Annotated in this window: 24 protein-coding genes; 9 read left to right on the top strand and 15 right to left on the bottom strand. The window is 72.7% G+C overall.

What is annotated here, in order from left to right:
• Positions 1 to 62 precede the first annotated feature (62 nt).
• Complete coding sequence (locus AB0O40_RS14365) at positions 63 to 404, top strand: hypothetical protein (RefSeq protein WP_365040054.1); 342 nt, start codon at positions 63 to 65, stop codon at positions 402 to 404.
• A 78-nt stretch (positions 405 to 482) separates the two neighbouring features.
• Here AB0O40_RS14365 and AB0O40_RS14360 read toward each other — a convergent pair whose 3' ends face one another.
• From AB0O40_RS14360 to deoC, 3 genes are read right to left on the bottom strand one after another with little or no spacing between them, the layout of a single operon-like run.
• On the bottom strand, positions 483 to 1,376 hold the full coding sequence (locus AB0O40_RS14360) for an aldehyde dehydrogenase family protein (protein WP_365040051.1): 894 nt from the start codon (positions 1,374 to 1,376) through the stop codon (positions 483 to 485).
• Positions 1,369 to 2,805, bottom strand: a complete 1,437-nt coding sequence (locus AB0O40_RS14355; protein ID WP_365040048.1) for an aldehyde dehydrogenase family protein — start codon at positions 2,803 to 2,805, stop codon at positions 1,369 to 1,371. Before AB0O40_RS14355 ends, AB0O40_RS14360 begins: the two co-directional genes overlap by 8 nt.
• Positions 2,806 to 2,810: 5 nt before the next feature.
• Positions 2,811 to 3,773 carry a deoxyribose-phosphate aldolase gene (gene deoC, locus AB0O40_RS14350; RefSeq protein WP_365040045.1) on the bottom strand — a complete coding sequence of 321 codons (963 nt, stop codon included), beginning with the start codon at positions 3,771 to 3,773 and terminating at the stop codon, positions 2,811 to 2,813.
• A 175-nt stretch (positions 3,774 to 3,948) separates the two neighbouring features.
• Between deoC and AB0O40_RS14345 the strand changes: the two genes are divergently transcribed.
• The 3 genes from AB0O40_RS14345 (at position 3,949) to AB0O40_RS14335 (ending at position 5,562) form a co-directional block, all read left to right on the top strand.
• Complete coding sequence (locus AB0O40_RS14345; RefSeq protein ID WP_365040042.1) at positions 3,949 to 4,599, top strand: PH domain-containing protein; 651 nt, start codon at positions 3,949 to 3,951, stop codon at positions 4,597 to 4,599.
• Positions 4,600 to 4,783: 184 nt separating this feature from the next.
• A complete protein-coding gene (locus tag AB0O40_RS14340; RefSeq protein ID WP_365040040.1) occupies positions 4,784 to 5,320 on the top strand; it encodes a VanZ family protein in 537 nt (178 codons plus the stop codon).
• A 38-nt stretch (positions 5,321 to 5,358) separates the two neighbouring features.
• Positions 5,359 to 5,562: a PspC domain-containing protein gene (locus tag AB0O40_RS14335; RefSeq protein WP_365040037.1), complete on the top strand. Its 204-nt coding sequence runs from the start codon at positions 5,359 to 5,361 to the stop codon at positions 5,560 to 5,562.
• A 25-nt stretch (positions 5,563 to 5,587) separates the two neighbouring features.
• Here the strand turns inward: AB0O40_RS14335 and AB0O40_RS14330 are convergent, their stop codons facing one another.
• The 3 genes from AB0O40_RS14330 to AB0O40_RS14320 form a co-directional block, all read right to left on the bottom strand.
• On the bottom strand, positions 5,588 to 6,379 hold the full coding sequence (locus AB0O40_RS14330) for a hypothetical protein (RefSeq protein ID WP_365040034.1): 792 nt from the start codon (positions 6,377 to 6,379) through the stop codon (positions 5,588 to 5,590).
• A gap of 108 nt (positions 6,380 to 6,487) precedes the next feature.
• The gene (locus AB0O40_RS14325; protein WP_365040032.1) at positions 6,488 to 6,754 is read right to left on the bottom strand and encodes a hypothetical protein; all 267 of its coding nucleotides are present in this window, start codon (positions 6,752 to 6,754) and stop codon (positions 6,488 to 6,490) included.
• A gap of 138 nt (positions 6,755 to 6,892) precedes the next feature.
• On the bottom strand, positions 6,893 to 8,041 hold the full coding sequence (locus tag AB0O40_RS14320; RefSeq protein ID WP_365040030.1) for an adenosine deaminase: 1,149 nt from the start codon (positions 8,039 to 8,041) through the stop codon (positions 6,893 to 6,895).
• Between the two features lie 114 nt (positions 8,042 to 8,155).
• On the opposite strand from AB0O40_RS14320, the gene AB0O40_RS14315 reads away from it, so the two are divergent.
• Positions 8,156 to 8,866 (top strand): prolyl oligopeptidase family serine peptidase, encoded by a 711-nt coding sequence (locus AB0O40_RS14315; protein ID WP_365040029.1) that lies wholly within the window; start codon positions 8,156 to 8,158, stop codon positions 8,864 to 8,866.
• Positions 8,867 to 8,945: 79 nt separating this feature from the next.
• Here AB0O40_RS14315 and AB0O40_RS14310 read toward each other — a convergent pair whose 3' ends face one another.
• Complete coding sequence (locus AB0O40_RS14310) at positions 8,946 to 9,701, bottom strand: NPCBM/NEW2 domain-containing protein (RefSeq protein WP_365040027.1); 756 nt, start codon at positions 9,699 to 9,701, stop codon at positions 8,946 to 8,948.
• A 90-nt stretch (positions 9,702 to 9,791) separates the two neighbouring features.
• Positions 9,792 to 10,988 carry an ATP-grasp domain-containing protein gene (locus AB0O40_RS14305; protein ID WP_365040025.1) on the bottom strand — a complete coding sequence of 399 codons (1,197 nt, stop codon included), beginning with the start codon at positions 10,986 to 10,988 and terminating at the stop codon, positions 9,792 to 9,794.
• 137 nt (positions 10,989 to 11,125) lie between these two features.
• On the opposite strand from AB0O40_RS14305, the gene AB0O40_RS14300 reads away from it, so the two are divergent.
• Entirely contained in the window at positions 11,126 to 12,229 is a 1,104-nt protein-coding gene (locus tag AB0O40_RS14300) for a helix-turn-helix transcriptional regulator (protein ID WP_365040023.1), read from the top strand.
• Between the two features lie 38 nt (positions 12,230 to 12,267).
• Here AB0O40_RS14300 and AB0O40_RS14295 read toward each other — a convergent pair whose 3' ends face one another.
• Positions 12,268 to 13,248, bottom strand: coding sequence for a LysR family transcriptional regulator (locus AB0O40_RS14295; RefSeq protein ID WP_365040143.1), 981 nt, complete (start codon positions 13,246 to 13,248; stop codon positions 12,268 to 12,270).
• 62 nt (positions 13,249 to 13,310) lie between these two features.
• Between AB0O40_RS14295 and AB0O40_RS14290 the strand changes: the two genes are divergently transcribed.
• The 3 genes from AB0O40_RS14290 (at position 13,311) to AB0O40_RS14280 (ending at position 16,550) form a co-directional block, all read left to right on the top strand.
• Positions 13,311 to 14,594, top strand: a complete 1,284-nt coding sequence (locus AB0O40_RS14290) for an MFS transporter (RefSeq protein WP_365040020.1) — start codon at positions 13,311 to 13,313, stop codon at positions 14,592 to 14,594.
• 173 nt (positions 14,595 to 14,767) lie between these two features.
• The gene (locus AB0O40_RS14285) at positions 14,768 to 15,496 is read left to right on the top strand and encodes a L,D-transpeptidase family protein (protein ID WP_365040018.1); all 729 of its coding nucleotides are present in this window, start codon (positions 14,768 to 14,770) and stop codon (positions 15,494 to 15,496) included.
• A gap of 76 nt (positions 15,497 to 15,572) precedes the next feature.
• A complete protein-coding gene (locus tag AB0O40_RS14280; protein WP_365040016.1) occupies positions 15,573 to 16,550 on the top strand; it encodes a sigma-70 family RNA polymerase sigma factor in 978 nt (325 codons plus the stop codon).
• Here AB0O40_RS14280 and AB0O40_RS14275 read toward each other — a convergent pair.
• From AB0O40_RS14275 to AB0O40_RS14250, 6 genes are all read right to left on the bottom strand, one after another.
• Positions 16,464 to 16,790, bottom strand: coding sequence for an STAS domain-containing protein (locus AB0O40_RS14275; protein WP_365040140.1), 327 nt, complete (start codon positions 16,788 to 16,790; stop codon positions 16,464 to 16,466). The two genes, AB0O40_RS14280 and AB0O40_RS14275, sit on opposite strands and share 87 nt — an antisense overlap.
• 85 nt (positions 16,791 to 16,875) lie before the next feature.
• Positions 16,876 to 18,153, bottom strand: coding sequence for a thymidine phosphorylase (locus AB0O40_RS14270; RefSeq protein ID WP_365040014.1), 1,278 nt, complete (start codon positions 18,151 to 18,153; stop codon positions 16,876 to 16,878).
• Between the two features lie 131 nt (positions 18,154 to 18,284).
• Entirely contained in the window at positions 18,285 to 18,689 is a 405-nt protein-coding gene (locus AB0O40_RS14265; protein ID WP_365040011.1) for a cytidine deaminase, read from the bottom strand.
• On the bottom strand, positions 18,686 to 19,951 hold the full coding sequence (locus AB0O40_RS14260) for an ABC transporter permease (protein ID WP_365040010.1): 1,266 nt from the start codon (positions 19,949 to 19,951) through the stop codon (positions 18,686 to 18,688). The genes AB0O40_RS14265 and AB0O40_RS14260 overlap by 4 nt, the downstream gene beginning before the upstream one ends.
• Complete coding sequence (locus tag AB0O40_RS14255; protein ID WP_365040008.1) at positions 19,948 to 21,063, bottom strand: ABC transporter permease; 1,116 nt, start codon at positions 21,061 to 21,063, stop codon at positions 19,948 to 19,950. The genes AB0O40_RS14260 and AB0O40_RS14255 overlap by 4 nt, the downstream gene beginning before the upstream one ends.
• Positions 21,060 to 22,679 (bottom strand): ABC transporter ATP-binding protein, encoded by a 1,620-nt coding sequence (locus AB0O40_RS14250; RefSeq protein WP_365040138.1) that lies wholly within the window; start codon positions 22,677 to 22,679, stop codon positions 21,060 to 21,062. Before AB0O40_RS14250 ends, AB0O40_RS14255 begins: the two co-directional genes overlap by 4 nt.
• Positions 22,680 to 22,745: the final 66 nt, after the last annotated feature.

Genomic DNA, 22,745 nt, shown 5'->3' with positions numbered 1-22,745 from the left:
ACACCTCCACTACGCTGCGTGCCCGTCCGATCACCGGCCTCGAGCGACTTCAGGCGGATTCCATGGCACGTCACGCACTCCCCGGCAGCAAGCGGCGCACCCTGCTCAGTGCAGGTCTGACGGTCTCGATGGCCGGGGCGGCCCTCGGGCTGGCCGGGGCGGCCGCGCAGGCCGACCAGATCTCGGTGCCGCACGCGCTGGCCGGCACCCTCGGGCCGCTGAAGGGGCTCCAGGTGGACCCGCTGGCCAACACGGGCGTGGACCCGCTGGACAACGGCGTGGGGACCTCGGTCGGGGACTTCAAGCCGGTCAGCACCAAGGCCGTCACGGACACCATCACCAAGGGCGCCAAGATCGGCGAGCTGCCGGGGGTCGCCCTGCTGTCGCCGCTGCTGCCGGGCTGAGGCCCCGCGGCCCCGGGTGCGCCGGAGCCCCCGACCGCGGAAGAGCGGCCGGGGGCTCCGGTGTGCCGTACGGGGCGGCTAGTACGCCGAGCCGGAGGCGCCCAGCGAACCCGTGGGGTGCCAGACGGTCTTGGTCTCCAGGAAGGCGGTCATCCGCCGGGTGTCCTGGTCGGCGCTCCAGTCGTCCACAGGCTGTGGACGCAGCACGCGCTTGAGGTTGTCGGCCGCGGCGATCTCCAGCTCCTTGGCCAGCGCCGCGTCGGCGCCCGCCAGGTCGATGGCGTTGACGTCCTGGTGCGCGGCCAGGTGCGGACCCATCTCGGCGGCCTTGCCGGACAGGATGTTGACCACGCCGCCCGGCAGGTCGGAGGTGGCCAGCACCTCGCCCAGGGACAGGGCCGGCAGCGGGGCCTTCTCGCTGGCGATGACCACGGCGGTGTTGCCGGTGGCGATCACCGGGGCGATCACCGAGACCAGGCCGAGGAAGGACGACTCCTGCGGGGCGACGACGGTGACCACGCCGGTCGGCTCCGGGGTGGAGAGGTTGAAGTAGGGGCCGGCGACCGGGTTGGCCCCGCCCACGACCTGGCCGATCTTGTCCGTCCAGCCGGCGTACCAGACCCAGCGGTCGATGGCCTGGTCCACGACGGCGCCGGCCTTGGACTTGGACAGCCCCTCGGCCTCGGCGACCTCGCGGACGAACTGCTCCCGGCGGCCCTCGAGCATCTCGGCGACGCGGTAGAGGACCTGGCCGCGGTTGTAGGCGGTGGCGCCCGACCAGCCGCCGAAGGCCTTGCGGGCGGCGACCACGGCGTCCCGGGCGTCCTTGCGGGAGGACAGCGGGGCGTTGGCGAGCCACTTGCCCTTAGTGTCGGTCACCTCGTACACCCGGCCGCTCTCGGATCGCGGGAACTTGCCCCCGACGTACAGCTTGTAGGTCTTGAAGACGTTCAGACGCGTCGACTCAGACATCGAGGTAGGCCTCCAGACCGTGCCGGCCGCCCTCGCGGCCGAAGCCCGACTCCTTGTAGCCGCCGAACGGCGAGGTCGGGTCGAACTTGTTGAACGTGTTGGCCCACACGACGCCGGCCCGCAGCTTGGACGCGACGGCCAGGATCCGGGAGCCCTTCTCGGTCCAGATGCCGGCGGACAGGCCGTACTGGCTGTTGTTCGCCTTGGCCACGGCCTCGTCGGGGGTGCGGAAGGTCAGCACGGAGAGCACCGGGCCGAAGATCTCGTCGCGGGCGATGGTGTGCGCCTGGGTGACGTTGGTGAAGAGCGTCGGGGCGAACCAGTAGCCGGCGGACGGGATCTCGCAGGCCGGGGACCAGCGCTCGGCGCCCTCGGCCTCGCCGGTCTCGGCGAGGGCCGTGATCCGGGCGAGCTGCTCGGCGGAGTTGATCGCGCCGATGTCGGTGTTCTTGTCGAGCGGGTCGCCCAGCCGCAGGGTGGACAGCCGGCGCTTGAGGGAGTCCAGCAGCTCGTCGTGGATCGACTCCTGGACCAGCAGCCGGGAGCCCGCGCAGCAGACCTGGCCCTGGTTGAAGAAGATGCCGCCGACGATGCCCTCGACGGCCTGGTCGATGGGAGCGTCGTCGAAGACGATGTTGGCGCCCTTGCCGCCCAGCTCCAGGGTGACCTTCTTGTCGGTGCCGGCGACCTGGCGGGCGATGGCCTTGCCGACCGCGGTGGAGCCGGTGAAGGCGACCTTGTTGACGTCCGGGTGCGCGACCAGGGCCGCGCCCGCCTCGCCGTAGCCGGGGAGGATGTTGACGACGCCCTTGGGCAGGCCCGCCTGGCGGCAGATGTCCGCGAAGAACAGCGCCGACAGCGGCGTGGTCTCGGCCGGCTTGAGGACCACGGTGTTGCCGGTGGCCAGCGCCGGGGCGATCTTCCACGCCAGCATCAGCAGCGGGAAGTTCCACGGGATGACCTGGCCGGCCACGCCGAGCGGGCGCGGGTTCGCGCCGTAGCCGGCGTGGTCGAGCTTGTCGGCCCAGCCCGCGTAGTAGAAGAAGTGCGCGGCGACCAGCGGGAGGTCCGCGTCGCGGGTCTCCTTGATCGGCTTGCCGTTGTCCAGGGTCTCCAGGACGGCCAGCTCGCGGCTGCGCTCCTGGATGATCCGGGCGATCCGGAAGAGGTACTTGGCGCGCTCGGAACCGGGCAGCGCGGACCACTTCTCGAAGGCCTTGCGGGCGGCCTGGACGGCCCGGTCCACATCGGCGGTGCCGGCCTGGGCGACCTCGGCCAGCACCTCCTCGGAGGAGGGGCTGACGGTCTTGAAGACCTTGCCGTCGGCGGCCTCGGTGAACTCTCCGTCGATGAAGAGGCCGTAGGAGGGCGCGATGTCGACGACCGAGCGCGACTCGGGGGCCGGTGCGTAGTCGAATGCAGATGCCATGGTGATCAGTCCACCGTCACGTAGTCGGGACCGGAGTAACGCCCGGTGCTCAGCTTCTGGCGCTGCATGAGCAGGTCGTTCAGCAGGCTGGAGGCGCCGAACCGGAACCATTCGTTGGTCAGCCAGTCCTCGCCCGCGGTCTCGTTGACCAGGACCAGGAACTTGATCGCGTCCTTGGTGGTCCGGATGCCGCCGGCCGGCTTCACACCGATCTGGATTCCAGTCTGCGCCTTGTAGTCGCGGACGGCCTCGAGCATCAGGAGGGTGTTGGCGGGGGTGGCGTTGACCCCGACCTTGCCGGTGGAGGTCTTGATGAAGTCGGCACCGGCGAGCATGCCGATCCAGGAGGCGCGGCGGATGTTGTCGTAGGTCGACAGCTCGCCGGTCTCGAAGATGACCTTCAGCCGGGCGGCCGTGCCGTCCTCCCGGACGCAGGCCTCCTTCACGGCGCTGATCAGCTCGTAGGTCTCCAGGTACCGGCCGGCGAGGAAGGCGCCCCGGTCGATGACCATGTCGATCTCGTCGGCACCGGCGGCGACGGCGTCGCGGGTGTCGGCGAGCTTGACCGGCAGTGCGGCCCGGCCGGCCGGGAAGGCGGTGGCGACCGAGGCGACCTTGACGTCGGCGCCGTTCAGGGCGGCCTTGGCGGTGGCCACCATGTCGGGGTAGACGCAGACCGCGGCGGTCATGGGGGTCGTCCGGTCGGTCGGATCGGGGTTGACGGCCTTGGCGGAGAGCGCCCGGACCTTGCCCGGGGTGTCCGCGCCTTCCAGCGTCGTCAGGTCGATCATCGAGATGGCCAGGTCGATGGCGTACGCCTTGGCCGTCGTCTTGATCGAGCGGGTACCGAGCGCGGCCGCGCGGGCTTCCAGGCCGACGGCGTCGACGCCGGGCAGCCCGTGGAGGAAGCGGCGCAGTGCGCTGTCGGACCTCGTCACGTCAGCGAATGCGGGAGATGTGGTGGGCATGGTCACCAGATGAGCATATCTACGCGCGTAGCGACCTGTCACCCCCCAGCGCTCCTCCGAGCCGTACGTGACGCATCTGTGACGGGAGCGGGTCCGCCCGGCGCTCCGTCCGGGCCCGCGGAAGGCGGGTCCGCCCTTCTCGTCGCCGGCCGGGGCGTGAGGCAGAATCGACCCCATGACGAACCCCCCGAGCCCCGCCGAGCCGGTCTACGCGGACCGCGTCTACCGCTCCCCCGCCGCGCTGGTGGCGGGTGTGCTGCTGCTCGGGCTCGTCGCCTGGATCGGCGGGGACGCCCTGCTGCGGGGCGACGGCTGGACCCCCTGGATCGCCGCGGCCGGCCTGCTGGTCGCGGTCCCGCTGATCGTCGCCTTCACGCTCCGCCCGGCCGTGCAGGCCAACGACGACCGACTGCGGGTGCGCAACCCCTTCCGGCTGGTGACCGCCCCCTGGGCGGCCGTCGAACACCTGCGCTCCGGGTACTCGGTCGAGCTGTTCGCGGGCGGCGCCAAGTACCAGCTCTGGTCCATCCCGGTCTCCCTGCGCGAGCGCAAGCGGGCCAACCGCGGCGCCATCGGGGCCCGGCCGGGCGTCTTCGGCCGCAGCGGCCGGGAGGCCGGCTCCGGTACGGAGGCCGTGGCCGCGGCCGGCGAGCAGACCCGCCGGGCCACCGCGGACCGCACCGTCGACGAGCTGAACGACCTGCACCAGCGGTGCGCCGGCCGGCCCGGCGCCCAGGGCCCGGTCACCGTCCGCTGGGCGTACGAGATCCTCGCCCCGCTGGCCGCGGGGCTGGTGCTGCTGGGCGTGGTGCTGGGCCTGCGGTAGGGCGCCCGCGACCGCGGCCGACCGGGCCCGCGTCACCCTGCGTCACCTCACACGCACGTTCGGGAATGTGTGATTCCGGCCGCGTGGCCCGCCCGGCGGAACCGCCACCACGCACTATGGCGTCCCTCGGGGTGTGCAACAGCGTCATGAGCTGGGCGGCGGCGCCGCCCTACGACTCCGGGCCGTGAGCGGCGTACTGCTCCTCGCGCACCTCGTACTGGTCGGCTGGGTGACCCTGAGACCGCTGGACGTGCCCTGGGCCGCGGCGGCGAACATGACCCCGCTGGACGGCATCCGCGCCGACCTCGCCTACGAGCCGCTGGAGGCGGCCCGGCGGATCGGCGAGGGGCTGGTGCTGCTGGCCCCCCTGGGTGTGCTGCTCCCCCTGGCCCTGGGCCGGATCGGGGGTTCACCGCTGGCCTCCCTGCTGCGCACCACCGCCACCGGCGCCCTGGTCTCGCTGGGCATCATCCTGCTCCAGACGGGCGTGCCGGGGCAGGTCGCCGACGTGGACTCGCTCCTGCTCAACACCCTCGGGGTGGCGCTGGCGCACCTGGCCGTGGTGCCGGTGCTGCGAGCGCGGCTGCGGCGCGGGCGGTCGGCGGTACCCGCCTCTCAGGGGCCGCCCGGAGACGACCCTCAGGGGTCGACCCCGAGGGTTTCCAGGGTCGGCATCGGCCCGTGGGGCGACGTCCTGTCGGCGGTGCCGCGGGAGTATTGAGACATCGCAGAAAGCGAGCAGACCGAAGGAGAAACCCCATGAGCGCGCCCCTCGTCCGACCGGCCAACGGCCGCATGATCGGCGGCGTCTGCGCCGCGCTGGCGCAGCGCTTCGGGACCTCGGCCACCACGATGCGGGTGATCTTCCTGGCCTCCTGCCTGCTGCCCGGCCCGCAGTTCCTCCTGTACCTGGCCCTGTGGGCCCTGGTGCCGTCGGAGCGCAGCCCCAAGGCCGCCTGGTAGTTCCCGCCCGGCCGGCCCCGTCGGCTCAGCGCCCCGCCGCCACCTTCGCCACCTGCCGGTCCGCCACCTCGTGCGGTACCTGCGCCGGCTTCGAGGCCGCGGCGACGTTCAGGGCCATCAGGCGGATCACGGTCGGCCCCTTGCGGACGACCACGACGTGGATCGGGGCCGAGACGCCCTCGGCGGTGGCCGTGGTGGTCCAGCTGACGCTCTCGTCGCCGCCGACTGCATAGGGCGCCGGGCGGACGTCGCGGTAGGTGCCGCTCTGCTGCTGGATGGCGGCGGTGAAGCCGTCGCCACAGGCGCGGACGGCCCGCCGGAGCCTGGCGAGGAGCTGTTCCGCCCCGGCTTCGGAGTAGGTGCTGAGCGAGGCGGAGACCGCGAGGCCGAGCTGCTTCTGGGAGCCGATGCCCCGGTTGACGGTCTCACCCGCGGCCGGGTCCGGCTTGTCGCCCATCACGTCCGCCAGCGGCTGGCAGGCCTTCTTGTCGGCCTGCGGCTGCCCGTCGGGCGCGGCCGGGTTCTTGGCCTGGGCCGAGATCTGGTAGCCGGGCAGGTCGCCCTGGACCAGGGCGGCCCGCTCCAGGGGCGTGCCGGGCGCACGGGTGGCGCCGGCCGGGGAACCGGCCGACGGACCGGAGGAGGGGCCCGGCGTGGCGCCGGAGGTGGCCGGGGCTTCGGCGCCCTTCCCCTCGGGTGCGGCCGCCGGGCCGCCGTCGCCGCCGGACGAGCAGCCCGCGGCGAAGAGCAGCACGGGCACCGTGAGGAGCGCAGCCGCGCCCCCGACCTTCACGCGCATGGTTCGGAACCCCATCATCCGTATGTCCTGCGGCAGTTGTCGGCGATGCTGGCACACCGCACGTCGGGGCGCACACCCGATCGAAAGGGTGTGCGCCCCGGTGCTTGCGCGTTCGAATGACGCAGCTCAGCCGCCGAGCGGCAGACCGCCGGCCAGCGGGATGCCGCCGAGCAGGCCCTGGACCGGGTCCGTGGCCTGGCCACCGGACTGCTCGGCCTGCGCGTCCTGAGAGTGGTTCAGGGTGTTGGCGAGCGGGCCGGCGATCCCGGTGACCGTGTCGAGCGGGCCCGCGGCACCGATGGCCGGGGCGGCGGAAGCGGTGCCGGCGGCGGCTGCGGCTGCGGCGACGCCGAGGGCGACGACACCGAGGGTCCTGGCAGCTGACTTCTTCATGAAATCTCGTCCTTGCGACGGGGAATTGAGCGGCTCCGCAAAGTAGCCATCCCAAACCCCCCACCGCAAACATCCTCAAATACGAGGAAGCGCCCGGGAACCGGGGTTCCCGAGCGCTTCCGCGTACCGCCGGACCGCTTACGCGGAGACAGAACCGCTGGTGGAAGCGGTCTGCCGGAACAGCCACTCCGACTTCAGCTCCGCGTAGCCGGGCTTGATCACGTCGTTGATCATCGCCAGTCGTTCATCGAAAGGAATGAACGCCGACTTCATCGCATTGACGGTGAACCACTGCATGTCGTCGAGCGAATAGCCGAAAGCACCGACCAGGTGCTCGAATTCACGGCTCATGCTGGTGCCGCTCATCAGGCGGTTGTCCGTGTTGACCGTGGCGCGGAAGTGCAGGCGGCGCAGCAGGCCGATCGGGTGCTCGGCGTAGGAGGTGGCCGCACCGGTCTGCAGGTTGGAGGTGGGGCACATCTCCAGGGGGATGCGCTTGTCCCGGACGTAGGACGCCAGCCGCCCGAGGGTGACGCTGCCGTCCTCGGCGACCTCGATGTCGTCGATGATCTTCACGCCGTGGCCGAGCCGGTCGGCGCCGCACCACTGGAGCGCCTGCCAGATCGACGGCAGGCCGAAGGCCTCGCCCGCGTGGATGGTGAAGTGGTTGTTCTCCCGCTTGAGGTACTCGAAGGCGTCCAGGTGGCGGGTGGGAGGGAAGCCGGCCTCGGCGCCGGCGATGTCGAAGCCGACGACGCCGTTGTCCCGGTAGCGGTTGGCCAGTTCGGCGATCTCCAGGGCGCGGGCGGCGTGCCGCATCGCGGTGAGCAGTGCGCCCACCCGGATGCGGTGGCCGTTCTCCTTCGCGCGGCGCTCGCCCTCGCGGAAGCCGTCGTTGACGATCTCGACGACCTCTTCGAGGGTCAGGCCGCCTTCGAGGTGCTGCTCGGGGGCGTAGCGGATCTCGGCGTAGACGACGCCGTCCTCGGCCAGGTCCTCGGCGCACTCGGCGGCGACCCGGAAGAGGCCTTCGCGGGTCTGCATGACGGCGCAGGTGTGCGCGAACGTCTCCAGGTAGCGCGGCAGGGATCCGGAGTCGGCGGCCTCCCGGAACCAGATGCCGAGCTTGTCGGCGTCGGTCTCGGGGAGGTTCTCGTAGCCCACCTGGGCGGCCAGCTCGATGATCGTCCCGGGGCGCAGACCGCCGTCCAGGTGGTCGTGCAGCAGCACCTTCGGCGCGCGGCGGATCTGTTCGGGGGTCGGCAGGTTGAGAGTCTCGCTCGTCATCTCCGCACTGTAACTCCTACGCGCGTAGAGTTCGTCGGCGACCGCCGCGGTCGATACGTAACAGTGACCGTGCGGACGGGTGGCGTACACCTCCGCGTCTGAGACTGTTCCGCCATGGCACAGCATGCGACCCGTCTGGGACGGGCGAACGGCGCGGGTGGCGCGGTCAGCGGCGTGGTGCTCCTCCTCCCCGGTTCCTCCCGGCTCGCGCCGGGCCCGGTGCACCGGCTGACCCGGGCGCTGAGCCGGGCCGGTACGGCGGAGGGCCTGGTCACGCACGTGGTGCGGTACGGGAGAACGGAAGCCGGCGGCGGGGCGCTCACCGAGGCCGCCGAGTGGGGTGCGGCCGAGGCGCTGCGCCGGTACGGGGACGTGCCGATATGCCTGGCGGGGTACGGGGACGGCGCCCTGGCCGCGCTCCGGGCGGCCGGCCACGAGGGCGTCAACTCCGCGCTGGCGCTTGCCCCTTGCGTGCCGGAGGGGGAGTTCGGCAACTCCCCGGAACCGGTGAAGCAGCTCTCCGGGCGCCGGGTCCTGATCGTCCACGGCACCAACGACTCGCGTACCGACCCGGAGTTGTCCTTCCATCTGGCGGCCCGCGCGAAGAAGGCCAACCGGAACACCTGCCGCTTCGAGGTGCACTCGGACGGGCACGGCCTGCGCGAGCACCGCGCCGAAGTCGTGGCGCTGGCCGTGGACTTCGTCCTCGGCTCGGTCTTCACCGGGCGCTACTCGCGGCCGGTGACCGACGCCCTGGCGGCGCCCCCGCCGCTGGGCCTGCGGATGCCCCTCGCCTCCGGCTTCGGCCGGGCGCTGCGCGGCTGACCCGGGTGCCGGGGCGGGCCCTGGAGGCCGTACCGAGCGGTGCTGGAGCGGGCCTCGGCCCCCTCTCGAGCGAGGGGCCCTAGTCCATGGTGAACCGGGCGTCCCCCCACACCGCGTGGAAGGGGGCGTTCACCGTGCCCGCGGGGCGCCGGGTGACCTCGACCTCGATGGTCAGCCGCCGGGCACCCGCGACGTCCAGGTCGATCGTGCGCTCCTCGCCCACCGCCAGGGTGGCGCCGGAGTCCACGGGAGTGCGGTCGCGCTCGACCTGGAAGAAGGCCGCGGAGCCGTCCTGCGTCCGGTCGTCGAAGCCGGTCACCGCCTTGAAGTGCCGCATTCCCGGAGGGATGTTGTACGTCACGGTCAGGCGACCGGATGCGAAGGAGCTGGGGGCGTGGACGATGCTGTTCCCGTAGGTCCGACCGCCCATCTCGACGGTGCCGGTCCGCGTCCAGTTGCCCAGCCCGCCGACCGGATCGAGGGCTGCGAGGTACTGGATGCGGGGCTGCGGCGCGGGATCGGCGGGCTCGTCACCGGGCGGGCTCTCCGGGGGCTCCGTACGCGGCGCGGCCGTGGTGGGCTCCGCAGTATCGGCCGGCGGGGGCTCCGGCGACCGCGTCACCTCGTCGCCGCCGGGCGGCGCGGTGGGCGTCGGCGAGAGCGGGGCGAGCGCGGTCGGCTGCGCGCCGCCGCTCTGCGGGCCCGCGGCTCCGTGGGAGTCGTCCGCTGAGAACAGGTTGGTGAGGACAGTGATGAGGCCGCCGACGAGGGCCAGCGCCAGGCCGACCTTGAAGGCCTCGCTCTGCCACCACGGCTTCGGATTGACCGTTCCCACGCCCGTCCCCCTGAGTGCTGGGCCGCCAGTCGGTGGCCGCGATGCTACACCCGGGGAGCAGGTCTCCAACTTCATTCGATAGTACGGAATTTACGGACCGACGGGACGGGGCAGGCGGGGCCCCAGGAGTTCCGTGGCACGGGAGAGGGTGGCCGCCAGCTCGAAGGCGGTCGGGGCGGTGGCCAGCACCCAGGCGTGGTGCCGGCCGCCGGTGGGCGGGTGCCGGACCACCGCACCGGGCGGGATCCGCAGGGCCACCCGGACCACCCCCGGCAGCGCCCGGATCCCGGCCAGCCCGGCGAGCGGGACCGGTCCGGCCGGGAAGTCGAGGTAGCGCACGCCCGCGTGGGCGGCCCGGGGCCGGCCGGGCGGGCCGGGCAGCCCCAGCCCGGCCGCCACCGCCAGCGCGTACGGGTCCGTGCCGTGGGCCAGCCGCAGCAGCGCGGCCAGTTCCTCGCCGCCGGGCCGGGCGTGGCACTCCACCAGCCGGGGCCCGGCCGCGGTGAGGACCAGCTCGGTGTGCGAGGGGCCGTCCCGGTGGCCCGCGAGGTCCAGTACGGCCCGGACCAGCCGCCCCACCTCCTCGCGCACCGCCGGGGCCATCAGGTAGGGCAGCTCGTACCCCTCGGCGGCCAGGGCCGCGCCGCCGGAGGGCAGCCGCCGGGCGCAGCCCAGGATGCGGTGCCGGCCGCCGCGGGACAGGGCCGCCACGGTCAGCTCGGGGCCCTCCAGGAACTCCTCCACCAGCAGGTCGGTGATCCTCGGGTAGGCGGACGCGGCCAGCACCGCGTCGGCCGGGTCGAGGATCCGCCGCACGCCCTCCCCACCGTGGCCCGCGCGGGGCTTGACCACGCACGGGTAGCCGATCAGGTGGGTGAGGAAGGGGACGAGGTCGGCCCGGCCGCAGCGTACGAAGGAGACCGGCCGGCCGCCCAGGGCGTTCACCCGGGCCCGCAGCGAGGCCTTGTCCATGAGGGCGGTGACGGCCCCGACCGGGGTGCCGGGCAGCCCGAGCGCTTCGTTGGCGCGGGCGGCGGCCAGCGCGCCGGCCGCGTCGAAGCCGAAGACGGCGGCACCCTCCCGCAGCTCGGGCCGCTCCCCCAGGGCCCGGACCAGCTCGGCGTGGTCGCGCCAGTCCGCCCGTACCGGCCGATCCGCCCCCTCACGGTCGGACGCCACGGTGCGGTCCGGCGCGACCACCACGGGATGGGCGCCCGCCCTGCGGGCCGCCGCCACGACGGCGGGGAGCGGACCGAGAAGAAAAGCCACCGGCTTCCGCTGTCGCATACCGCGCTCCCCCTCCACGCCGTGCGACCACCATGCCCCGCTGTCATATGCCGGGCGGCGGTTCCGAGGCCTCATCTTGGCGCCTGTCGGAAATCCGAGGGGTTTATAGAACGGCGGTTTCCGGGACGAATACGCACATGCCAGCCGACCACCCCGACCCGCCCGCCGGGCCCGGCCCGGACACCCGTACCGAGGTCCGCACGCCGGCCCCGCCCTGCCCGGACGGGCTCGGACTCGGGCCGGTGGCCCGGGCGCTGTACGCGTACGCGGTGGACCGGTACTCCTTCACGGCGGAGGAGGCGGCCGCCGCGCTGGGCCGGGACCTGGCCGGGGTGCGCACCGCCGTCGGCGAGCTGACCTCGGCGTACCTGCTCCAGCCCGCGCCGGGCCCGGCGGCCGGCCGGCGCTGGAGCGCGGTGGCGCCCCGGGCCGCGGCGGCCCGCGCGCTGGCCCCGCTGACCCGCCGGGTGCGTGAGACCCAGGACGAGATGGACCGGCTGCGGGGTGCGCTGGAGGAGCTGGTCCCGCAGTACGAGGCGGGGGCCGCCCAGCGGGACCTGACCCGGTCGGGCCACCTGGAGCTGGTCACCGACCTGGCGGCGGTGCGCGGGGTGATCGCCGAGCTGGCCGAGTCCTGCGAACACGAACTGCTGACCTCCCAGCCGGGCGGCGGCCGCCCGCAGTCGGCCCTGGAGGAGGCCATCGGCCGGGACGAGGCGATGCTGGCCCGGGGCGTGCGGATCCGCACGATCTACCAGCACACCGCCCGCTACAGCCGGCCCACCGCGGCGTACGTCGAGCGGGTGACCGCGCTCGGGGCGCAGGTGCGGACCCTGGGCGACGGGCTGATGCGGATGCTGGTCTTCGACCGGCACACGGGGGTGATGGGCGTGCGGGACGTGGGCGGGGCGGCGCTGGTGGTCCGGGAGGCGAACGTCGTCCACTTCATGGCCGGTGCGTTCGAGAGGTCCTGGGTGGGGGCGGAGCCCTTCCCCGTCTCCGTCGGGCCGGACCTGGCCCGCACGATCTCGGAGGAACTGCGGCGGACCATCGTCCGGCTGCTGTCGGAGGGCATGGAGGACAAGGTCATCGCGCGGCGGCTGGGCATGTCCCAGCGGACCTGTCAGCGGCACATTGCCGAGATCATGCGGGCGGTCGGCGCCACCAGCCGCTTCCAGGCCGGCTACCTCCTCCACACGGCCCTGACCTCCCCTCAGCACCCGCCCCCTGACGAGCCGTAGCCCCGCCGCAGGTGGTCGGGCCCGGGGCTGAGCCGCGCTCAGCCCACGTACGGCTCCTGGCCGTCCGGGAGCAGCTTTCCGCGGCGGGAGAGGAGGAAGCGCTTGAAGGCGGCGACCGGTGGGGTGTCGGGGTGGCCGTCGAGCCAGGCGACGCCGATCTCGCGGACGGCCCGGGGGGCGGTGACGGTCAGTTCGACGACGCCGGGGCGGGCCACCGCGGGCGGCGGCAGCAGGGCGACGCCCAGACCGGCGGCGACCAGGCCGCGCAGGGTCTCCGCCTCCTCGCCCTCGAAGGCGACCCGGGGCCGGAAGCCCGCCTCGGCGCACAGGTCGTCGGTGATCCGGCGCAGTCCGTAGCCCGCCTCCAGGGTCACGAAGGTTTCGTCGGCGGCCTCCGCCAGCCGGATCCGGCGCCGCCCGGCCAGCCGGTGGTCGTCGGGCACCACCAGCCGCAGCCGCTGCTCGTCCAGCCGGCGGGCGACCAGGTCCGGCGCCTCCGGGACCGGCGAGGTCAGGCACAGGTCCAGCTCCCCGGCCCGCAGCCGCTCCAGCATCGCCTCGCCGTAGTTCTGCACGAGGGAGAACCGCACCTTGGGGTGGTCGGCGCGGAAGGCCCGCAGCAGGGCGGGTACCGTCTCCGAGCCCAGGGTGTGCAGGAAGCCGAAGGCGACCTTGCCGGTGGCCGGGTCGGCGTCGGCACGGACCGCCTCGGCGGCCCGCCCGACCTCGCCCAGGGCGCGTTCGGTGCCGTCCAGGAAGGCCCGGCCGGACGGGGTGAGGGAGACGCTGCGGCCCTTGCGGACGAAGAGCGCCACCCCGAGGTCGGCCTCCAGCCGGACCATCGCCCGGGACAACGTCGGCTGCGGGACGCCGAGTTCGTGGGCGGCGCGGGTGACGTGCTCGTGCCGGGCGACGGCCGCGAACCAGGCCAGCCGGGGCGCGAGCAACTGTGTCACCAGAGCGTCTTCTTCGTAACGGCTCATCGACATCCACCCCTGTGACCTGTGCTCATACGCCAGTGTATGGATTTCCGGGATTCCATGCATTGGACGCATGAAAAGCATCGGCCTACTTTCGACGTATGCCTCCCGCTCATACCGGGGCACCCGTCACCACGGGTGCCTCCACGCCGTCGTCCCCGCAGCCCCTCTCCCCCGGTGCCGCCGGCTACCGCCGGCTGAGCCTCGCGCTCTTCGCCGCCGGACTCGCGGCCTTCGCCCTCCTCTACTCCACGCAGGCGCTGCTGCCCGCGGTCTCCGCCGGCCTCGGCGTGAGTGCCGGCCAGGCCAGCTGGACGGTCTCCGCGGCCACCGGCGCACTCGCCCTGTTCGTCCTGCCGCTGAGCGCGCTCTCGGAGCGGTTCGGCCGGACCCGGATGATGACCGTCGCCCTGTCGGTGGCGGTGGCCCTGGCGCTGCTGATCCCCTTCGCCCCGAACCTCGAGTGGCTGGTGGCGCTGCGGGCGCTGCAGGGCGCGGCGCTGGCCGGGCTGCCGGCGAGCGCGATGGCGTACCTGGTCGAGGAGGTCTCGCCGAAGGCGCTGGTCGGGGCGATCGGACTGTTCGTGGCGGGCAACTCGATCGGCGGCATGAGCGGCCGGCTGGTCACCGGCTGGACCGCCCAGATGTGGGGCTGGCGGGCCGGGCTGGCCGCGGTCGGCCTGATGGCGCTGGGCTGCCTGGTGGTCTTCCGCGTGCTGCTGCCGCGGGCCCGGTTCTTCTCGCCGGCGGCGCTGGACCCGCGCTCGGTGGTGCGGACCGTCGCGGGGCACCTGAAGGACCCGCTGCTGCTGCGGCTGTACGCGATCGGCGCGCTCTTCATGACCGTCTTCGGCGCGGTCTACACGGTGATCGGCTACCGGCTGGTGGACGAGTTCGAGCTGCCGGCGGGCGTGGTGGGCTCGGTCTTCCTGGTCTACCTGGTGGGCACCGCCTCCTCGGCGGCGGCCGGGCAGCTGGTGGCCCGGGCGGGCCGGCGCGGGGCCCTGTACCTGGCGGTCGCGGCGACCACCGCGGGGCTGCTGCTCTCGCTGGCCGGGTCGCTGGGCTGGATCATGGCCGGCCTGGTCCTGATCACGGCGGGCTTCTTCGCGGGGCACGCGGTGGCCTCCTCTTCGGTCAGCCGGGCCGCGAAGACCGGCCGGGCGCAGGCCTCGGCGCTCTACCAGTCGGCGTACTACCTGGGGTCCAGCGCGGGCGGCACGCTCGGCGCGGTGGCCTACCACGCGGCGGGCTGGCAGGCCACGGTCGCGCTGGGGCTGGTCGCGGTACTGGGCGTCGTCTCGATCACGCTCTACGGCACCCGGGTGGCACGCCTGGAGGAGCGCACGGCCCGGGCGGCCCGGGCGCTGGTCCGGGCGGCCTGAGCCGCCGGCCGCGGAGGGCCCGGAGCGGTACGTGCGGACGGCTCGCGCGTACCGCTCCTGCATGAGCCGAAGTACGCCCGCCGGCCGTGCAACTGTCCCCCGGGTCCCGTGCGTCAACCTTCCGAGGGCGGACCGCGGAGACCTGCGGAGCCCTGGGGAACGGGAGGGATCCGATGGGGGTTTTGGCGGCGATACGCACGGCGTCCGCGACGCGTACGGTGCGGACCGCGGGGGTGGCGGGCGCGGTGGCCGCGCTGGCCGTGCCGCTGGCGGTGGTGGGCGGCGCCTCGCCGGCCGGGGCGGCCTCGTGCACCGCGGGCACCGGGCCGTACCAGAAGCAGGTGGAGAAGTTCCTCGGGCGGCCGGTCGACGGCCGGCAGTCCACCGCCGACTGCACGGCGATCCGGGGCTTCCAGGCCCAGCACGGCATCGTCCCGACCATCGGGTACGCCGGGCCGATCACCTGGCGGACGATGAGCACCATGCTGGCCCAGCGGGCGGCGGGTTCCAACCCCAACAAGGCCGGCACCTGCCCCACCAACCGCGGCCGGATCGCGTGCGTGGACCTGACCCGGCAGCTGAGCTGGATCCAGGACGGCCGGACGCTGAAGTACGGCCCGGTGCCGGTGCGCACGGGCAAGGACGGCACGGAGACCCGGACCGGCAGCAAGAAGGTCTACCAGCGCGAGATCAACCACTGGTCGACGCTGTACCACGTGTGGATGCCGTACTCGCAGTTCTTCGACCGCGGGCAGGCCTTCCACTCCACGACCAAGGACATGTGGAACCCGCCGGGCTCGGGCGGCTGCGTGAACATGCGGCCTGCCGACGCGAAGGCCTACTGGAACCTGCTGAGCCGGGGCGAGGACGTCTTCGTCTACGGCCGCAAGCCCGGTACGTGACGGTTCCGGCTGCCGTTGTCAGTGCCCTCGGGTAGGTTCCGGAACATCGGGACCGACCTGGGGGACGGACGGCATCATGAGTGATCTTGCGACACGACCGGAGCTCGACTCCGCCATGGATCGGTACCGGGTCGAGCTGACCGGGTACTGCTACCGGATGCTGGGCTCGTCCTTCGACGCGGAGGACGCCGTCCAGGACACCTTCGTGCGCGCCTGGCGGTCCTACGACAAGTTCGAGGGCCGCGCCTCGCTGCGGTCCTGGCTGTACCGCATCGCGACCAACGTCTGCCTGGACCTGCTGGGCGCCGCCAAGCGGCGGGCCCGGCCGATGGACCTCACCGAGCAGGGCCACCAGGCCACCGCCACGCTCAACGCCCTCCCCGAGGTCACCTGGCTGGAGCCGGTGCCGGACGGCCGGGTGCTGCCGCAGTCCGCCGACCCGGCGGAGCTGGCGCTGGCCAAGGAGTCGGTGCGGCTGGCGTTCATGGCCGCCCTCCAGCACCTGCCCGCCAAGCAGCGGGCAGTGCTGATCCTGCGCGAGGTGCTGGCCTGGAAGGCCGACGAGGTCGCCGAGCTGCTGGACACCTCCGTGGCCTCGGTCAACAGCGCCCTGCAGCGCGCCCGGGCCACGATGTCCGCCCGGCAGATCAAGGAGAGCGAGTCGGCCGACCCGCTCGACGAGGAGCAGAGCAAGCTCCTCGCCCGCTACCTGACCGCCTTCGAGGCGTACGACATCAGCGGCCTGGCCGCGCTGCTCCACGAGGACGCGGTGCTGTCGATGCCGCCGTTCGACCTGTGGATCCAGGGCCCGGCGGAGATCGCGGCCTGGCACCTGGAGCAGGGCATCGGCTGCAAGGGCTCCCGCATGATCCCGACCACGGCCAACGGCATGCCCGCCTTCGGCCAGTACCGCCCGGCCGCGGACGGCTCCGGCCACGAGCCGTGGGCGCTCCAGGTGCTGGAGGTCTCACGGGGCCGCATCACCGGCCTCAACGCCTTCCTGGACACGGCCAGGTGGTTCCCGCTCTTCGGCCTGCCGGAGCGCCTGGCCTAGGCCGGTCAGTTCGAGCAGGGCCGCCAGCTTCAGGGGCGTGCCGGTCAACCGGAGCCGACCGCCGCAGCGGCGGGCGGTGAGGGCGAGCCGGGCCAGTGCCTCCAGCGTGCCCGGGCCCGGGGCGGTGAGGGCGGCCAGGTCGCATCGGACCTCCGGCGTCCCGCACCGGTAGCGCTCCGCCAGGGCGGCGCACAGCCCGGGCACGTCTTCGGCCCTGATGTCCGGACCGGGCAGTGTCATGTCCTCCGTGGTCGTCACGTAGGGGATGACCGCCGCCCGGGCCCGGACTCATCGGTCCGGGCCGGGCGGGCCGGTGCCGGCGGGGTTACGCGATCCGGTCGAGGACGATCGGGGACGCGGTGAAGGCGGTGCCGGCGGGGGCGATGTCGTACGTGCCTTCCAGGGACTGGAGGGCGTAGGAGAACTTCTCCGGGGTGTCCGTGTGCAGGGTCATCAGCGGCTGGCCCGCGGTGACGGTGTCGCCCGGCTTGGCGTGCAGCTCGACGCCCGCGCCGGCCTGCACCGGGTCCTCCTTGCGGGCCCGGCCCGCACCCAGGCGCCAGGCCGCGACGCCCACGCCGTACGCGTCGAGGCGGGTCAGCACGCCGGAGGACGGCGCGGTGAGCACGTGCTGCTCGCGGGCCACCGGCAGCGCCGCGTCCGGGTCGCCGCCCTGGGCCGCGATCATCCGGCGCCAGTGGTCCATCGCGGAACCGTCCGCCAGGGCCTTCGCCGGGTCGGCATCCTTGATGCCCGCCGCGTCCAGCATCTCCTTGGCCAGCGCCACGGTCAGCTCGACCACGTCCGCCGGGCCGCCGCCGGCCAGCACCTCGACCGACTCGCGGACCTCGAGCGCGTTGCCCGCGGTCAGGCCGAGCGGGGTGGCCATGTCGGTGAGCAGGGCGACGGTCTTGACGCCCGAGTCGGTGCCCAGGCCGACCATGGTGCGGGCCAGCTCGCGGGCGTCCTCGATGTTCTTCATGAAGGCGCCGGAGCCGACCTTCACGTCCAGGACCAGCGAGCCGGTACCCTCGGCGATCTTCTTGGACATGATCGAGGAGGCGATCAGCGGGATCGCCTCGACGGTGCCGGTCACGTCGCGCAGGGCGTACAGCTTCTTGTCGGCGGGGGCCAGGCCGTCGCCGGCCGCGCAGATCACGGCGCCGGTGGTGTCCAGGACGTGCAGCATCTCCTCGTTGGAGAGCAGGGCCCGCCAGCCGGGGATGGACTCCAGCTTGTCCAGGGTGCCGCCGGTGTGGCCCAGGCCCCGGCCGGAGAGCTGGGGCACGGCCGCGCCGCAGGCGGCGACCAGCGGGGCCAGCGGCAGGGTGATCTTGTCGCCGACGCCGCCGGTGGAGTGCTTGTCGGCGGTCGGGCGGGACAGCGAGGAGAAGTCCATGCGCTCGCCGCTGGCGATCATCGCGGCGGTCCAGCGGGCGATCTCGGCGCGGTTCATGCCGTTGAGCAGGATCGCCATGGCGAGCGCGGACATCTGCTCGTCGGCCACCACCCCGCGCGTGTAGGCGTCGATGACCCAGTCGATCTGCTCGGGGCTCAGCTCACCACGGTCACGCTTGGTGCGGATGACGGAGATGACGTCCATGGATGACTACCTTTCCGGCGGTATTCGTACATCGTCGTACTGGTACGCGAGACATGCGCGACTCTACGCGCATAGAGGGATGGAAGGCGGACGGCCCTTCCGCATCCCGCGGAAGGGCCGTCGGAGGTGGCCTACTTCAGGTGGTCGGGCCCGAAGGCCTGCGGCAGCATCGCGGAGAGCGGCAGCACGCCCTCCGGGGTGTCCACCAGCAGCTCCGGCCCGCCGAACTCGTACAGCAGCTGGCGACAGCGCCCGCACGGCACCAGCAGGTCGCCCTGCCCGTCCACGCAGGTGAAGTGGCTGAGCCGGCCGCCACCGGTGGCCGCGAGCTCGGAGACCAGCCCGCACTCGGCGCAGAGCGCCAGTCCGTAGCTGGCGTTCTCCACGTTGCAGCCGGTGATGACGCGGCCGTCCTCGGCGACCTGGGCCGCCACGCCGACCGGGAAGCCCGAGTAGGGGGCGTACGCCCGGGACATCGCGTCCCGGGCCACGGCCCGCAGGGCCTCCCAGTCGAAGGCCGGTGCCTCGGTCGTCACTTGCCCTGGCCCTTGCGGTACGGCAGGCCGTCGGCCTTGGGCATCCGCAGCCGCTGTGCCGAGAGCGCGAGCACCAGCAGCGTGGTGACGTACGGCGCGGCGTCCACGAACTGGCTGGGCACCTGGTCGGTGAGCGCGTACCAGAGGAAGAGCAGCGCGGCGAAGACCGCGGCCACGCCCGCCTGGACGTACTTCTTCTTGTACAGCTGCCAGGCCAGGGCCAGCACCAGCAGGATGCCGACGAGCAGCAGCATCGCGTGGACGTTCTCGGCACCGCCGCGCAGCTTGAGGCTGTCGGTGAAGCCGAACAGGCCGGCGCCCAGGGCCATGCCGCCGGGCATCCAGTTGCCGAAGATCATCGCGGCGAGGCCGATGTAGCCGCGGCCGCCGGTCTGGCCCTCCTGGTAGATGCCGGTGGAGACGATCGCCAGGAAGGCGCCACCGAGACCGGCCAGCCCGCCGGAGATCACCACGGCGATGTACTTGTACTTGTACACGTTGACGCCGAGGGACTCGGCGGCCACCGGGTTCTCGCCGCAGGAGCGCAGGCGCAGGCCGAAGGAGGTCCGCCACAGCACCCAGATGCTGGCCGGGATCAGCAGCACGGCCACGATGGTCAGCAGCGAGAGCTCGGTGACCAGGCCGCCGATCACGCCGGCGATGTCCGAGACCAGGAACCAGTGCTTGGCCTGGAGGTCGGACATCCAGTCCGAGAGCCCCGGGATCGTGATGTCGGTGATCGGGTCGATGCGCGGGGACTGCTTGGAGGAGCCGCCCTCGGCCTCGGCGAAGGTGTAGTTCGACAGGTACTGCGTCATGCCGACCGCGAGGATGTTGACCGCCACACCGGAGACGATGTGGTTGACGTTGAACGTCACGGTGATGATCGCGTGCAGCAGGCCGCCCAGGGCGCCGCCGACGACGCCCATGAGGACACCGTTCCAGGGGCCCCACTGGTAGCCGGCCCAGGCACCGAACCAGGTGCCGAGGATCATCATGCCCTCGAGGCCGATGTTGACCACGCCGGCCCGCTCGGCCCACAGGCCGCCGAGACCGGCCAGGCCGATCGGCACCGCGAGCTGGAGGGCGCCGGAGACCTGGCCGACGGAGGTGAGGTCGTTCGCGCCGCTGATCACGCGGACCAGGGACACCAGCGCCAGGGCGCCGGCGACGATCAGCAGGATCCAGGGCAGGGAGAGCTTCTTGCGGCCGCCGCCCGCCTTGGGCGCCTGGCTCGTCGCGGAAACGGTGGTGGTGCTCACGCCGCGACCTCCTTCTCGGTCTTCATGGCCCCGCCGGCGGCGAGTTCCTCGCCGACCTTCTGCTGCTGGCGGCGGATGCCGTATCGGCGGACCAGTTCGTACGAGACGACGACCGCGATCACGATCAGGCCCTTCATGATCGTGGCGATCTCCTTCGCGTACCCGTACTGGTCCAGCGAGGCGGACGCCTTGTCGAGGAACGCGATCAGCAGGGCGCTGAAGAAGATGCCGACCGGGTGGTTGCGGCCGAGCAGCGCGATGGTGATGCCGGTGAAGCCCACGCCGACCGGGAAGGACAGGCTGTAGGTGTGGGTGTCGCCCAGCAGGGTCGGCAGACCCGCGAGGCCGGCCACCGCACCCGAGATGAGCATCGAGGTGAGGATCATCTTCTTGGCGTCCACGCCCGAGGCCTGGGCGGCGGACTCGCTGGCGCCGGTGGCGCGCAGGTCGAAGCCGAACCGGGTCCGGTTGAGGACGAACCAGTAGACGACGCCCAGCGCGAAGGCCACGAAGGTGAAGCCGTAGATCTCGCCGGAGTCGCCCATGCTGACGGCCGGGAACCAGCCGGACTCGGGGATGTCGCCGGTGGTGAGGTCGTTGGAGCCAGCCGGCTGCACGCCGAGGTTCTTCGGCAGCAGCAGCCAGGCGATCAGGCTGGTCGCGATGGCGTTCAGCATGATCGTGGAGACGACCTCGCTGACGCCGCGGCGGGCCTTGAGGACACCGGCGATGCCGGACCAGAAGGCGCCGGTGGCCATGGCGACGACCACGATCAGCAGGATCTGGATCGGACCGGGCAGGTCCACCGCGGCACCGACCACGGCGGAGAGCATCGCCGCGAGGCGGTACTGGCCGTCGACGCCGATGTTGAAGAGGTTCATCCGGAAGCCGATGGCCACGGCCAGGGCGGCGAGGTAGTACGTGCCGGTCTGGTTGACGATCAGGACCTGGACGTCCTCGTAGCCGGCGTTCTCGATCATCAGGCGGATCGGCTCGATCGGGTTCACGCCCGTGGCGAGCAGCACCAGGGAGGTCAGCACGAAGGCGCTGACCAGCGCGAGCACGGGACCGGCTGCGCCCAGGAGCAGCTTGTCCTTGTCGATTTTCTTCATCGGGCCTCGTCCTCCGGCGATTCGGCGCCCTCGGCGGAGTCGTTGTGGTCGGTGGCGGCGGGCGCGGTGTCCTCGCCGGCCTCCAGGTGGCCCCGGGCCGCGCCGGTCATGGCGGTGCCCAGCTCCTCCGGGGTGATGGTCGCGGGGTCGGCGTCCGCGACCAGGCGGCCTCGGTAGATCACGCGCAGCGTGTCGGACAGGCCGATCAGCTCGTCCAGGTCGGCGGAGATCAGCAGCACGGCCAGGCCCTCGCGGCGGGCCTCGCGGATCGCGTCCCAGATCTGCGCCTGCGCGCCGACGTCCACACCGCGGGTGGGGTGGGCGGCGATCAGGAACTTGGGGTTGTGGCTCATCTCGCGGCCGACGATCAGCTTCTGCTGGTTGCCGCCGGAGAGCGAGGCCGCGGTGACCTCGATGCCCGGGGTGCGGACGTCGTACTCGCGCACGATGCGCGCGGTGTCCGTCCGGGCGGCCTTCGGGTCGAGGATGCCCCGCTTGGAGTTGGGCGCCTCGGTGACGTGGCCCAGGATGCGGTTCTCCCACAGCGGGGACTCCAGCAGCAGGCCGTGCCGGTGCCGGTCCTCGGGGATGTAGCCGATGCCGCCCTCGCGCCGCTTGCGGGTCGGCATGGTGGAGATGTCCGTGCCGTCGAGGGAGATGACCCCGCCGTCCGGGATGCTCATGCCCATCAGGGCCTCGATGAGCTCCGTCTGGCCGTTGCCCTCCACGCCCGCGATGCCCAGGACCTCGCCCTTGTGGATCGTGAAGTCGATCCCGGCCAGCACCTCGCGGACCACCCCGTCGGGGTCGGTCGCGGCCAGCCGCAGGTCCTGGACCGTGAGCATCGGCGTGGTGGTGACGGTGGACTCGCGGGTCTCCGGCGAGGGCAGCTCGCTGCCCACCATCAGCTCGGCGAGCTGCTTGGTGGTGGCCGTCTTCGGGTCGGCGGTGCCGACCGTGGTGCCGCGCCGGATGACGGTGATGTCGTCGGCGACCTTCAGCACCTCGCCCAGCTTGTGGGAAATGAAGATGACGGTCAGGCCCTCGGCCTTGAGCTCGCGCAGGTTGTCGAAGAGCGCGTCGACCTCCTGCGGGACGAGCACGGCGGTCGGCTCGTCGAGGATCAGGATCTTCGCGCCGCGGTAGAGGACCTTCAGGATCTCCACGCGCTGGCGGTCGGCCACGCCCAGGTCCTCGACCAGGGCGTCCGGGCGCACGCCCAGACCGTAGGCGTCCGAGATCTCCAGGATCTTCTTGCGGGCCTTGGACCCGATGCCGTACAGCTTCTCGCCGCCGAGGACCACGTTCTCGAGGACGGTCAGGTTGTCGGCGAGCATGAAGTGCTGGTGCACCATGCCGATACCGCGGGCGATGGCGTCGCCGGGCGTGCTGAAGGTGACCTGCTCCCCGTCGATGGCGATGGTGCCCTCGTCCGGCTTCTGCATGCCGTAGAGGATCTTCATCAGGGTCGACTTGCCGGCACCGTTCTCACCGATGAGGGCATGCACGGTGCCCTTGCGGACGGTGATCGCGATGTCCTTGTTGGCGACGACGCCGGGGAAGCGCTTGGTAATGCCGTGCAGTTCTACGGCGGGGGGCGGGCTGGACGCGTTGATGACGCACTCTCCTTGGCGCGAAGGAGCGGAGGCAGGGGGGTGGACAGCAGGCTGGAAGGCGGTGAG

Source organism: Streptomyces sp. NPDC089919, assembly GCF_040684615.1.
Taxonomy (GTDB): Bacteria; Actinomycetota; Actinomycetes; order Streptomycetales; family Streptomycetaceae; genus Streptomyces.
The sequence above is the reverse complement of the archived record's forward strand: the minus strand, read 5'-3'. Positions and strand labels throughout refer to the sequence as shown.